Genomic DNA, 12,882 nt, shown 5'->3' on the forward strand with positions numbered 1-12,882 from the left:
GAGCACGAGCACGAGCACGAGCAGAATGCGCATAAAGATATGCAGGCTAGTTATGTATTTAAGTGTCAAAATTCACCTGCATTAGATCAAATCGACGTTAAATTTATGCAAGCTTTTCAAGGTATAGAAAAGCTGGATGTAAATTTATTGATAGGCAGTAAAGCAAAGAGTGTTGAACTAAAAGCTGGCTTATCGGTCATTAAGTTCTAAGAAATTTGCGAAGAGATCATAAAAGGCTCTACTTTACTTAGAACGGTTATGGTTACTTCGCTGGATTCCTAATTAATACGCTTATTGATGGTGTTGTGAGTTAATGAAAGCTGTCGTTAAAATTGATCAATTGGTGTTTAGTTGGGATGGCCATCTCCCCTGTATTCAAATACCCGCTTTTGAGCTATCCCATGCAGAAGCCCTGTTTATCAAGGGGCCTTCGGGTAGTGGGAAGAGTACATTTCTTAATTTGTTAGGGGGCGTGTTAATGCCTTCAAACGGCGATGTCACTGTATTGGGGCATCGCTATGATGACTTGTCTTCATCTGCTTTAGATCGTTTTCGTGCCGACCACATAGGCTTTATTTTTCAGCAGTTTAATCTGTTGCCTTATTTAAGCGTTATTGAAAATATATGTCTGACCTGCCGTTTTTCAGCCCGTAGACGTCAACGTGCGTTAGCCCAGTTTACAACCCTTGAATTGGGGGCTGTGGATCTTCTAGAGCGTTTGGGACTTACTGATGAAAGGCTTTATAAGCGCAGTGTGATAGAACTTTCTGTAGGGCAACAACAGCGGGTGAGTGCTGCACGTGCACTTCTCGGGGCGCCTGAAATTATTATCGCGGATGAGCCAACATCAGCATTAGATCCAAAATCGAGAGAGCAGTTTTTGGATCTATTATTATCACAATGTAATGAGATGGGGTCGGCTCTAATTTTTGTAAGTCATGATAGTTCTTTACAGCATCACTTCCATAGGATTTTGGAATTAAGCTCTCATGAAGATGGAGGGTTCTCTCTATGATTCTGTTGCGCCTAACATGGAAAAGTCTTTGTAATCGAAAATTAACCTTAATGATGATGCTAATGTCGATTAGTGTCAGTGTCCTGCTTCTGCTGGGTGTCGATAAAATTCGTCAGCAAGCAAAAGATGGTTTTTCTTCAACCGTTTCCTCAACAGATCTGATTGTCGGGGCGCGAAGTGGGCAGATAAACCTGCTACTTTATTCTGTTTTTCATATTGGTAACGCAACTAACAATATCTCTTGGTCAAGCTATAAGGCAATTAGTGACCATAAAAATGTACGTTGGAGTATACCGCTCTCTTTAGGCGATTCTCATCGCGGGTTTAGGGTGTTAGGAACCAGTTCTGACTATTTTGAGTATTATCAATATGGTAAGAAAAACGCATTATCTTTTACCGAAGGCAACGCTTTTAACGGTTTATTTGATGTTGTTATTGGATCGGAAGTCGCTAAGAAATTGGGCTATCAGCTAGGTTCATCCGTGATTGTGACACATGGTATGGGCAATGCGAGTTTGATGAACCATGAAGACAAACCGTTTAAAGTCGCAGGTGTTTTAGCTGCAACGGGTACGCCCGTCGATAATACCTTGCTTGTCAGTTTGGAGGGCATTGAAGCTATTCACTTGGATTGGAAAGCGGGGGTTAAACTGCCGGGGGTAAGTGTTTCTGCGGAAGAGGCTTTAAATGCAAAACTGCAGCCCAAACAGATCACGGCTTTTATGCTGGGTCTACATTCTAGAATTTCCACTTTTCAGCTTCAGCGCTCAATCAATCGCTATTCAAAAGAGCTGTTAATGGCAATCTTACCAGGGTTGGCGCTACAAGAATTGTGGGGAATGTTTTCTCTGTTTGAAAAAACATTAGCAGCTATTACCGGGCTTGTTGTATTTTCAGGTCTAGTTGGATTGCTTACACTTCTATTGAGTGGCTTGAATGAACGTAGAAGGGAGATGGCCATTCTACGTTCGGTGGGAGCAAGACCCATACACATTTTAGCGTTGCTAATGTTAGAGTCATTATTTGTAACCTTGATAAGTATTCTCTTGGGTTTAGTCATGCTTTATCTTGCCATATGGCTCGGTGCTCCTGTTCTTCAGCAAGAGTTCGGGTTGCATATAGGATTAGAAGGGTTAAGTTTATGGCAGTGGCAGTTGATTGGTATGGTGACTGTTGCTGGATTTTTAGTCGGGCTAATTCCAGGATATAGGGCTTATAAATATTCGTTGGCCGATGGTATGTCGATCAGATTATAAAAAGGGTTAATTGCTTTGAAGAACATTTTTGCTCTATTCATGTTGATGATATTTACCGCTACTCTTCAGGCCGAAGAGAGAGTTAATGGGGAGAAGGTCATTAATGTTGAATGGGAGGCGTTGATGCCCGCAGACTATTCATTAGATGATATATTCTCGCAGTCTGACCAACTTGCAGCTATCGATGACTTTGATCCTCAAGCGCAAACATTGCTTGATGAGATGATGGCTGCCATGCAATCAGCCCCTACCGTTCCGGAAATGAATGGGAAGATGGTCAAAGTTCCGGGTTACGTCGTACCGCTGGAATCGGAAGGGCGAAGAATAACGGAGTTTTTTCTTGTTCCTTATTTTGGCGCATGTATTCACGTTCCTCCTCCACCATCAAACCAGATTATTCATGTTCACTTTGAGCCCGGTACGAATGTGGAGAACCTCTATGATGCGGTTTGGATTACGGGTAAGTTAAAAACCGAGGTTGTGCAAAATGATATCGCGACTTCAGGCTATACCATGGAAGCCTATCGTATAGAACCTTATGAGCTGTAGGTCTATTGGTCAAACCACTCTTGTTTAAATGAATAAAGAGCTGGTTTCAGCTTTTCCGTCTCGTTAAACTTCACTACCCCTTTCTATCTCTCAGGATGTTACATCGTGGAACAGATCATTACCCTCATACTTGATTCAGGTCGCGCGGGCTTGGATATGGGTCTGTATATCATGTTACCAATTATGGTGGTGATGTTGGCATTCATGAAGTTATTAGATGCCAAAGGTGTTCTAAGTTGGGTAGCTAATCGGTTGGCGCCCGTATCTCGAATTTTTGGTATCCCTGGTTTAGGGATTTTTGCCATGATCAAACTTCTATTTGTCAGTTTTGCAGGCCCTATTGCAACGTTAACATTGATGGATCAGAACGGAACGTCGCGACGTTATATTGCTGCGACACTTGCAATGGTAATGGCAATGTCACAGGCGAACGCTTCATTTCCACTTGCGGCTGTTGGGCTCGATTTAGGCATTACATTGTTAACTTCTGTGATTGGTGGGTTAGCCGCGGCTGCGTTTACATATTATATTTTGACTCGTAATTTAACTGACCCAAACACGCAAGAGTCTGAAGTGCAAAGCACAGCTCCCGAAGAGGAGAAAAAAACCGTTATGCAGATTTTAAGTGACGGTGGCCAAGAAGGAATTAAGATTGTTTTTAGCATGTTACCTCTGCTTATTCTGGCGATTCTTCTAGTCAATGTTCTTAAAATGACTGGCGCTATAGAGCAGATAAGTGCATTGCTCGCTCCACTGTTAGCCTTAATTGGTTTACCAGAAGCAACCGTATTACCTTTAGTCACTAAATTTATAGCAGGTGGTACTGCATTTATGGGGGTGACGATTGAATTAATGAATCAAGGGCTGATTACTGCGAATGAGTTGAATCGTATGGCAGGCTTTGCCACTAACCCTTTAGACGTAGTGGGCGTGGCAGTATTTGCAGCAGCAGGTAAACGAGTCGGACAGATAATACGTTATGCCGTTTATGGTGCGATTGTAGGTATGTTGATTCGTGGCGTGTTACATCTACTTATTTTTTAACGATTCAAAACCAGTTGCGGACCTTTCTTACCTGCTGGAATTGTGTGTTTGGCAAAGACACCATAAATATGGCCACAGCCATCACAAAAAGCGACCTGAAACCAAGCGTGGTTATCTCTCGCTCTTTCATCACTGTCCTTTGATACGATATGTTCAATACCCGAAATTCCGCATTCAGGACATTTAGGTTCAGCCATCATTTATCCTCTAGTTATACAATTCAATCTGCATATTAGTTAATAAAAAGAGTGAAAGGTTCCCTTAAATACACAAATGTTTAGTGCTGACCATCAATTCTTGTTGATGGTCAGCACTATTAGCGGGCTTAATTAAATACGTTGCTGCTTTTATAGTTCAACATTGATTGAGGTTGAGCCACGAATCGCTTTATCTTTTGCTGCTTGTACTGATTCATCTCTGGCTAAGACTACCCCCATCCTGCGCTGTCCAGATACTTCAGGTTTACCAAATAAACGTAGTTGTGTATTAGGTTCGGCTAAGACTTGCTGCAGGTTACCAAATTTAGTTTGTTGTGATTCGCCTTCGACTAGTATGACACTGGAAGCTGAAGGGCCATGAAAATGAATATTAGGGATTGGTAGGCCCAGAATTGCCCGAGCATGAAGCGCAAATTCAGACAGGTCCTGAGAGATCATTGTGACCATGCCCGTATCGTGGGGGCGTGGAGAGACTTCGCTGAAGTAGACGTTGTCGCCTTTTATAAACAGTTCAACGCCAAATAAACCATGCCCACCTAAAGCAGTCGTCACTTTAGCTGCAATCTCTTGCGATTTTTCTAATGCAGCTGAACTCATCGCTTGAGGCTGCCATGATTGCCTGTAATCCCCATCGACTTGAACGTGGCCTATAGGTTGGCAAAAACTAATGTTGGAATCATGTTGAACGGTGAGAAGAGTAATCTCATAATCAAAATCGACAAACCCTTCTACGATAACTTTCCCTTTACCGGCGCGGCCGCCTTCTTGTGCATAGGTCCAAGCGGCTTCAATTTGGTCTTCAGAACGAACAGTGCTTTGCCCCTTACCAGAGGAACTCATGATGGGTTTAATAACACAAGGAAGACCAACATTTTTAACCGCTGTTTGGAACTCTTCATAGTCTCCCGCAAATTGGTAGGCAGAAGTTGGAATACTAAGTTCTTCAGCTGCTAATCTGCGTATTCCTTCACGATTCATAGTTAGCTGTGCTGCCCGGGCTGAAGGGACAATGTTAAATCCCTCTTGCTCCAGTTCAACTAGCGTATCCGTTGCAATCGCTTCTATTTCTGGGACAACAAGGTCCGGCTTTTCGCTTTCAATTATGTTACGTAGTGCTTCACCGTCTAACATTGAAAGAACGTGACTGCGGTGAGCAACCTGCATAGCTGGAGCATTATCGTAGCGGTCCACAACGATAACTTCAGCACCTAAGCGCTGTAGTTCAATAACCACTTCTTTGCCAAGCTCGCCCCCGCCGCACATAAGTACGCGAGTAGCAGATGTCGATAACGGTGTCCCTATTTGTAACATTTCGAACCTCCAGCGTGAAAATATTTCAAGCATTATACGGTGCGATTAATGATAATCGCCAGCAGAATAACGTAGACAAACTATAATGACTTAAGTTGTTTTACTCAGTGTATTTAAACGCAACAAGTGCGATGAGTCGTTATAAATGACCGTGAAAAGTGAGTGTGAACAACAGGAGATATCATGAGCATAATAGAATCTGCCTTTTGGGGTATCCTTACCTTATTAAAGCAGTTCTATAGAGGGCTGCTACATAGAGTTCGGTTAGTGGTATTGCTACCGGCATGTAGCGGTTATAAATAGCATCCTTAAGATTTAAGGGAGATTGCTGACCAATTCTGAGATTACATGGTTTTAGTTGCATCTAACCATTATTTGCTTAAAGCCGTTTAAAGAGTGAAGGATAATACAGTACAGAGAATGCTAACTACTCTACAGGTGTGAAGCACCATGGTTGACCAGTACTGATAGATATCGTTTGCACTTTTATATCAAAGTAATTATCAGTTTGCTTATTGTTACTTGCTCGTATGAGCTGATTAGTCGGAGTATCCATCCGGCATGAGGGGCTGTATTTTTCAATACGGCCCTTTTTTATATCTTTTTCATTGTTTTTGTTCATCTGGCTTTAATCCCAGTGAGAATATGCTATCACTAATAGTATAGCGATGAAGGGATGTGATATGTCTAAAGGTCATGAACGTCATCAAGAGCGTCACTTCGGTCTATCACTTTTTGGAAAGGATTTGGTAAGACGTAGTAGCTCGCATTGTGAATTATGTGGTGCACAGGGTGTGAAATTAAGAATCTATGAAGTCTCACCGTTACCGCAGGAGCCAGATTTTGATCATTGTACGATGATCTGTGAGGGCTGCTTAGCGCAGATAAACAATCCTAAAATTAGAGATCATAATCATTGGCGTTGTTTAAATCAGTCTATCTGGAGCGAAACACCTGCAGTAAAAGTATTGGCGATTGCTATGCTGCAAAAGATGGCTGAAGAGGAAAGGTGGGCAGTAGAACTTCTAGAACAGCTGTACTTGCAGCCTGAAGATCAAGCTTGGCTTGAACAGGTAAAACTTCCTTAGATTACTGATTAATCTCACCCGCCAAGCAGTTGCTGAACATCGCTTGAACGTCTTCTGCATTTAGACCTGTAGATAGTAAGAAGTGCAGTTTTGTGTAAGTGGCTTCTAGGGTCATTTCTGCACCCGAAATAACGCCCATTTTGTTTAATATAGAACTGCAAGCATATTGCCCTTGGAATATTTCCGCTTGTAAGCACTGGCTTATATTGACCAGAATTATATTTTTGTCGGATGCTCTTTGTAATGCGTTCATCAGTGATTGGTTGTGGTTGGGTAAATTACCTACACCGTAACTGCGTAAAATAATGGCTTTACTGCGATCTGAGGCTGTCATAAAGTCAACGATCTCACCGTCCATTCCGGGGAAAATAGGTAAGATAGATACGGCATTATCGCTAAAGGTTGGGTTTATGAACTTGCCTGCCTTTTGGGGAATAAATAGATTGGAGTGTAACTCTATATGCAGGCCTATCTGGCCTAACCAAGGAAAGTTTGGACTATCAAATGCATCTAAGCCCGTAGCTTTAACTTTACTGCTTCTATTCCCTCGAAGTAAACGCCCGCTGAAGTAAATACAGACCTCATGAATTGTTGTATCTGAGGCTAGCAACATAGACGTAATCAGGTTATCTAACGCATCATTCCTAAGTTCAGATAAGGGGATTTGTGATCCGGTAAAGATGACTGGCTTGCGAAGGCCTTGCAAAATAAATGACAGCATAGAGGCGCTATAAGCCATCGTATCTGTGCCGTGCAGTACGATGAACCCATCGTATTTGTCATAGTTTTTAATGATCGGGTCGGCGATTAAATTCCAATGATGGGGTGCTAAATTGGCACTATCAATGAGTGGAGCTAACTCGATCATATCAAAGTTGGGTAATAGAGCATGATGGGAATGCGCCAGCCGTTCCTCAATTAAAGCCTCAAACCCAGGTACAGGTACATAGCCGTGCTCTGAGGGCTGCATGCCGATGGTGCCGCCCGTATAAATAATGAGAATTTTATTATGCATCTATTTTTCCTGCTCTATTACAGAATATATATACGTTGATGCGAGGAGGAAATAAAGCGCTTAGTGTTTTTTGTCAGATGGGTTGATCTCATTATGAGGCGGGGATTTAAGAGGGGGTTGAAGTAGAGCGTTGATTTTCTCTTTAGGTAATGGCTTACTGAAATAGAAGCCCTGTAGCTCTTCACAGGTTTGTGTAAGAAGTTGGCCTCTTTGCTGCGCTGTTTCCACCCCTTCTGCAATCACTTGAAGGTTTAAGTTATGCGCCATAGTAATAATAGCTTGTGTTATTTCTACACTCTCTGAACTTTCATCAAGGTCACGTACAAAGCTTTGATCTATCTTTATACGGTCTAGTGGGAACTGCTTTAAGTAGCTGAGTGAGGAGTATCCTGTACCAAAATCATCTACAGCAATATTAATACCCATCTCTTTGAGTTGATGAAGGATATCTATTGTGGAATTAAAATCCTGCATTAGTGCTGTTTCGGTGAGTTCTAACTCGAGTAAGTGGGGAGAGAGCCCTGTGATTTTAAGTATATTACTTATACGGTGTACTAAAAAGTTATCGAAAAATTGAATCGCAGAAATATTCACTGCAATGCGGATCTCTTTATTATATTTTTTGTTCCATTGCTGAATTTGTTCACAAGCCGTTTCCATCACCCAATCGCCTATGGGCATAATTAAACCTGTTTTTTCTGCAATGGGTATAAACTCAGAGGGAGGTATTAACCCTCTTTCAGGATGCTTCCAGCGAAGTAGCGCTTCAAACCCAATAATTACCCCCGTTGAACTGAGCACTTGAGGTTGGTAGTACACTTCAAGCTGGTTTTGGTTGAGTGCTAGATGGAGATCACGGGTTAAAGATGATTCATTTAGAATCTCTTCTTTCAAACGTAAGGAATAATAGAATAATCCTCGTTTACTATTGGATTTTGCCTTATGCATCGCTGTATAGGCATTGCTAAGCAGTTTATTGGTATCGATTCCATCATCAGGATAGATACTCACTCCGATCGATGGCTTGAAGAAAAAATGTTCACCTTCCAGTTCGCAGGGGAGTTGTAACAGTTGGATTAATCGGCGGCCTATATGCTCTGTTTCTTCATGATCTTCTTGCTTCGTTAGCATTACCGCAAATTCAATACCGCTTAGTCTTGCGACAGGATAAGAATGGTCTACCCCTTTCTTAATTTGTTGCGCAGCCATAGATAATATTTTATCACCGGAGTTAAGACCTAATCGGTTATTTACTTCCTTGATCCCACCCAAATGAATAATGAGTAGCGAAACATTTTTGCCTTTCTCCGTACTTTCCAACGTTGCAGTTAATTGGTCTTTGAACATCGTTTTGTTGGGGAGATGGGTTAAAGGGTCAAAATTAAGCTGTTGATACACCTCTTTGTTGAGTATAGATATGCGGTTTTGAGCCTCAGAATAGCGACGCCAACTAATGAGTAAGAAAAAAAACAACTGGATTAAAATCGCATTTGTTGGTGCAAACCATAACCTCAATTCTATAAAAAGAACCCAGCTAAGCAGTATTGTGACAATAAGTGATAATGGGAGACTAAGCGGGAAGTAGCGCCTAGGTAGTAGCATGGAAATGGGGAGGATTATAAAAGCTAATGCTAAGGTGATTAAAGTTTTGGTGAGGGGAGTTGCTACTACAATAAAACGTGATTCGAGAAGAGCTGCTGTAATGTTTGCATTTAATTCTACTCCCGGCATCTGTTGGTGTTGACCTGATACGGGAGTGCTTATTGCATCTCCCATGCCGGAGGCAGTGGCTCCCACTAAAACAATCTTGTCTTTCAGCAGTTCAGCTTTAATGGCGCCGTTTAATACATCGATGTAAGAGTAGCGCTGGATATGACCGGGAGGCCCATAAAATGGGATCATAAAAGGTGAGTGTCTAACCCACCCCGTACCTACAGGTGTCGATCGGGACAGCTCAAATGGTAATGAAGGCGACTTCCCAGAGGCACTTTTTTGCAGTGCTAAACCAAATGCTGGCCAGTGTGCATCACCTAATCCTGCATAGAGATAAACCTGGCGTGAGATTCCATCAACATCTAGCTCTGTATCAACATGGCCTATCCCATTGCTATTGTAAGCAATAATAGGCGTCGGTAGGAGTTCGACAATTTTTTTATCTTCGGAGATATTGTCCGGAGCTACAGCGAGGATGATATTTCCGTGTCGAGCAATCGAATCTGAAAAGGCTTGGTCTGAAATGATGTTCTCCATTTCAGAAAAAATGATGTCAAACCCAACCGCTTTGGTTTGAACTTCTGTGAGTTGATCTAATAGTTCAGCGTGGGTTGTTCTAGGCCAAGGCCAGCGCCCAAGTTTATCAATGCTTTTTTCATCAATAGCGATAATAACAACGTCAGAGGGCGGTTTAGTTGTAGATAGACTTAGCCATGTGTCATATAGAATCAGATCTATACGCTTAAGAGCAGAGGTATTAACCCCGACAGCGACTATTAGGATAATAAACCCTAAGATAAGTAACTGTTGAGTTCGGCGTCTGATCATAAAAGTAAAATAACTGCCACATAGGAACCAAAAATATAGATCCAGTTTTCATTGGGTGGTGGCGTAAGTTCTTGAGTGGCGCCCCACGCTCCAGTAAACCCATCTTCAGCAACAGACCTGACTCTTATATAACGATAGCCTTCAGGGCGAGGCATCGTTATCTCTGGTTTAGATGCGTTTATATCATTAAGGATAGTTTTAAATGAGCGATCCTGCCCGATTTGAATTTGATAGGACTCCCCAGGTAATCCTTGGAGCCAAGATAGTTTTATCTCTTGTTCATCTTGTTTAAGTTCTGGCTCAGGCGTTGCGGGAATAGGCTTGACTGATAAGCTTCTTATCGCACTGTATGGGCCTATCTCTCCATCTCTGGCGATACTTTTAATGCGCCAGAAGTATGTATTAGTTGCTACTAATTCGCTCGCAGTAAATTGGGTGCCTGTAATGTTAGAGCGGTCAATAATCTTTTGTTTGAAACCCTTATCAGTCGCTACTTCTAGGTGATAACTGTTGGCTTCACTTGAATTTGTCCACTCGAGTACAGGCGCACTCCCTCGAATGGTCTCGTTATTATTTGGAGCCATAGGAAAGGGAGGCTGAGGGTGAGCATTTAGGGTAAAAGGTGTGAGTTGAGCGATACCTTCAATACCGTGCCGGTCTACAGCACGAAGCTGAAAATAATAGGTGTTATCACTTAGGTCAGGAAGAGTAATTGCCGATCGGCTGCTATCGCTGTCCCATATAACAGAGCCAAATTCTGCTGATCTAGAAATAATAACACGATAGCTTTTGGCGCCCTTGATCGTTTCCCAGCGTATTTGTGAACCTATTTTTTCAATTGGATTTGGGTAAGCTAATAACGTGGGAGCAGGGAGTAGTTTTTGGGGTTTTAAAGGCGCTTTATTCTGTGCTACTTGAGTACCATAGCCCGAGCGTACTAAACGAGTTCTGTTCGCTCCTTTTACAGCGACGCCGCCCTCTAAAACTTCAATATGCGAACTATGTTTTTCCGCTTGATATGAGGTTCTAAAATGTGTGCCTCGAACGGCTGATATCGCTGCAGGAGTATGGATTTCAAATCGTGAAGCGCTGCCTTTTTGTGTTTTTGCTTTTGTTTCAACATCTCCAGACATGAGTCTAATTCTAGAATCCACCATGCCTGTTTCACCATATTTTTTAAGATGGTTGAAATTGACCTTTGAATTTTGCAGTACAACAATTTCACTGCCGTCTGCAAAGCGGATTAGTACACTGCTTTGTGCACCTGTTTCTAGGTGGTCACCAAGGTTGATTTGCTGGCCCGGTGTGCTTTTTTGGGGTGCGTTTGAGTCTTTTGTGTATAAAGTAACCTTACCTTCAGTTTTAATGACTTCGGCGGAGGTGGGTTGAGATTTAATCCACTTAATAGGAATGCGAAGTTTTGTGTTTGTCGGTATGCGCTTTGGGTCGGCAACATTGTTGATTTTTTGAAGCTGTTTCCAATAGGAGGTTTTATACAGATGCTTTTCACTGAATTCGGAGAGAGTATCTCCATCCACTACCGTATAAATCCACTCTTGAGCTGAGGCCGAATAGGGAAAAATAAGTGAAATGTAGAGGAAAATAGTCGATAACTTTAAAAGGCGGTTCCTCATGACATCCATATTATGAATTCCTTTATAAAAAATCATATCTCTATAGTTGCAGGCTTACGATAGACAGTCCACCAACATCCCTGTCATTCATTAATACCATTTTTTGTGCGATCAACCAAAAAAAGTTTAGAAAATTGGATCTTTTTTTTTCAGGGTTTAGCTATTTATACTAGTACATTACTGAATTCTGGTGACTTTTCTCAGCACAGGTTAATATTTAATCTTTTTGCGTATTACTTAGCATTATCTTGTGTTGGTAGAATTGTTGTTTGCTTATGTTAGGAATAGATTTTAATGCCAGATGTATCACACTCGCTTTCTACCTCAGCTTTAGCTAAACGTTTAGGAAAAACAACTAAGCAGATGTTCTCAGAATTAGAGCAGCTTGGTTGGATTGCACGTAAAGCAGAAACTTGGGCTTTAACGGCTAAAGGTGAGTTTGAAGGGGGGAAGTATAGGGAGAGTACAAAGTTTGGTCGTTATATCATCTGGCCCGATAGCATTACTAAGCATAAAGCCTTGGTTCAGCCTGATGCTAATAGGATGGGTATCCGGGAGTTATCTAAATCGTTACAGCTTTCTACAAAGATGCTTGAGCGATTACTCCAAGAACTAGGTTGGGTTAAAGCGGGTCGTAAAGGTTGGTTGTTAACCGCTGCGGGTAATTCAGTAGGTGGTTGTCAGCGAGAAGATAGTGTTTCAGGTATCCCTTTTGTGTTGTGGCCCAGTGAACTGGTTGAAAATTTGGTTCTTTCTGAAAGGCTGCGCTCCTTTGATGAGGGAGCCCAGGGAGATGCTTCCCTTTGCTGTGATGGCCATAAGGTAGATTGTAATGCGGAGCGCGTGATCGATAATTGGCTTTATTTTGCAGGCCTTATGCATGCGTATAAACGTCGCCTTCCAGATGAAGAGGAGTTATATGCGGATTTTTACCTTCCTCAGCATCATCTTTATATCGAGTATTGGGGTGAGGGCAATATTAAGCAAAATTTAGTGTTAAAGATGAAAAAGAAAGAAACGCTTTTAAGTATGAATGCTAACTTGATTGAGATAAATGACGAAGATATTGAGCATTTAGAAGAGGTATTGCCCCGTCTATTGCTTAAGTACGATATAGAAATATAAGTGGTATCTGTAAAATTTATTAATTCACAACCTTATTAGTAAGTTAAGGGGATAATCGGTTATTTTTAACTAGAATTAGAATGAAT

General features: G+C 41.8%; 12 protein-coding genes. 7 read left to right on the forward strand and 5 right to left on the reverse strand.

What is annotated here, in order from left to right; genetic code table 11:
• The 5 genes from B4K11_RS09945 to B4K11_RS09965 all read left to right on the forward strand — a co-directional run.
• On the forward strand, positions 1-210 hold a 210-nt coding region (locus B4K11_RS09945; protein ID WP_292959351.1), incomplete at its 5' end, for a ZrgA family zinc uptake protein.
• A gap of 103 nt (positions 211-313) precedes the next feature.
• Positions 314-1,015: an ABC transporter ATP-binding protein gene (locus B4K11_RS09950; RefSeq protein WP_292956828.1), complete on the forward strand. Its 702-nt coding sequence runs from the start codon at positions 314-316 to the stop codon at positions 1,013-1,015.
• Positions 1,012-2,271: an ABC transporter permease gene (locus B4K11_RS09955; RefSeq protein ID WP_292956825.1), complete on the forward strand. Its 1,260-nt coding sequence runs from the start codon at positions 1,012-1,014 to the stop codon at positions 2,269-2,271. The genes B4K11_RS09950 and B4K11_RS09955 overlap by 4 nt, the downstream gene beginning before the upstream one ends.
• Before the next feature lie 15 nt (positions 2,272-2,286).
• The gene (locus tag B4K11_RS09960; RefSeq protein WP_292956823.1) at positions 2,287-2,820 is read left to right on the forward strand and encodes a DUF3299 domain-containing protein; all 534 of its coding nucleotides are present in this window, start codon (positions 2,287-2,289) and stop codon (positions 2,818-2,820) included.
• Positions 2,821-2,925: 105 nt separating this feature from the next.
• Positions 2,926-3,864 (forward strand): nucleoside recognition family protein, encoded by a 939-nt coding sequence (locus B4K11_RS09965; RefSeq protein WP_292956821.1) that lies wholly within the window; start codon positions 2,926-2,928, stop codon positions 3,862-3,864.
• Here B4K11_RS09965 and B4K11_RS09970 read toward each other — a convergent pair.
• Together B4K11_RS09970 and purT are read right to left on the reverse strand one after the other, a co-directional pair.
• On the reverse strand, positions 3,861-4,061 hold the full coding sequence (locus tag B4K11_RS09970; RefSeq protein ID WP_292956820.1) for a transcriptional regulator: 201 nt from the start codon (positions 4,059-4,061) through the stop codon (positions 3,861-3,863). The two genes, B4K11_RS09965 and B4K11_RS09970, sit on opposite strands and share 4 nt — an antisense overlap.
• Before the next feature lie 150 nt (positions 4,062-4,211).
• Entirely contained in the window at positions 4,212-5,393 is a 1,182-nt protein-coding gene (purT, locus tag B4K11_RS09975; protein ID WP_292956819.1) for a formate-dependent phosphoribosylglycinamide formyltransferase, read from the reverse strand.
• A 683-nt stretch (positions 5,394-6,076) separates the two neighbouring features.
• Here purT and B4K11_RS09980 point away from each other — a divergent pair.
• A complete protein-coding gene (locus B4K11_RS09980) occupies positions 6,077-6,481 on the forward strand; it encodes a phnA protein (protein WP_292956816.1) in 405 nt (134 codons plus the stop codon).
• Position 6,482: 1 nt separating this feature from the next.
• On the opposite strand, the gene ansA is transcribed toward B4K11_RS09980, so the two are convergent.
• The 3 genes from ansA to B4K11_RS09995 are packed head-to-tail and all read right to left on the reverse strand — an operon-like array spanning position 6,483 to position 11,680.
• Positions 6,483-7,496, reverse strand: a complete 1,014-nt coding sequence (gene ansA / locus B4K11_RS09985; protein WP_292956813.1) for an asparaginase — start codon at positions 7,494-7,496, stop codon at positions 6,483-6,485.
• A gap of 60 nt (positions 7,497-7,556) precedes the next feature.
• The gene (locus tag B4K11_RS09990; protein ID WP_292959352.1) at positions 7,557-10,037 is read right to left on the reverse strand and encodes an EAL domain-containing protein; all 2,481 of its coding nucleotides are present in this window, start codon (positions 10,035-10,037) and stop codon (positions 7,557-7,559) included.
• Entirely contained in the window at positions 10,034-11,680 is a 1,647-nt protein-coding gene (locus tag B4K11_RS09995; protein WP_292956920.1) for a FecR domain-containing protein, read from the reverse strand. The genes B4K11_RS09990 and B4K11_RS09995 overlap by 4 nt, the downstream gene beginning before the upstream one ends.
• A 285-nt stretch (positions 11,681-11,965) precedes the next feature.
• On the opposite strand from B4K11_RS09995, the gene B4K11_RS10000 reads away from it, so the two are divergent.
• A complete protein-coding gene (locus tag B4K11_RS10000) occupies positions 11,966-12,796 on the forward strand; it encodes a hypothetical protein (RefSeq protein ID WP_292956917.1) in 831 nt (276 codons plus the stop codon).
• Positions 12,797-12,882 lie beyond the last annotated feature (86 nt).

This window comes from Neptuniibacter sp. UBA6509, assembly GCA_002435145.1.
Classification (GTDB): Bacteria; Pseudomonadota; Gammaproteobacteria; order Pseudomonadales; family Balneatricaceae; genus Neptuniibacter.

Coding starts and splice junctions, on each gene's coding strand:
- B4K11_RS09950 (WP_292956828.1), top strand. CDS start 314: ATGAAAGCTGTCGTTAAAATTGATCAATTGGTGTTTAGTTGGGATGGC.
- B4K11_RS09955 (WP_292956825.1), top strand. CDS start 1,012: ATGATTCTGTTGCGCCTAACATGGAAAAGTCTTTGTAATCGAAAATTA.
- B4K11_RS09970 (WP_292956820.1), bottom strand. CDS start 4,061: ATGGCTGAACCTAAATGTCCTGAATGCGGAATTTCGGGTATTGAACAT.
- purT (WP_292956819.1), bottom strand. CDS start 5,393: ATGTTACAAATAGGGACACCGTTATCGACATCTGCTACTCGCGTACTT.
- B4K11_RS09980 (WP_292956816.1), top strand. CDS start 6,077: ATGTCTAAAGGTCATGAACGTCATCAAGAGCGTCACTTCGGTCTATCA.
- ansA (WP_292956813.1), bottom strand. CDS start 7,496: ATGCATAATAAAATTCTCATTATTTATACGGGCGGCACCATCGGCATG.
- B4K11_RS09990 (WP_292959352.1), bottom strand. CDS start 10,037: ATGATCAGACGCCGAACTCAACAGTTACTTATCTTAGGGTTTATTATC.
- B4K11_RS09995 (WP_292956920.1), bottom strand. CDS start 11,680: ATGGATGTCATGAGGAACCGCCTTTTAAAGTTATCGACTATTTTCCTC.
- B4K11_RS10000 (WP_292956917.1), top strand. CDS start 11,966: ATGCCAGATGTATCACACTCGCTTTCTACCTCAGCTTTAGCTAAACGT.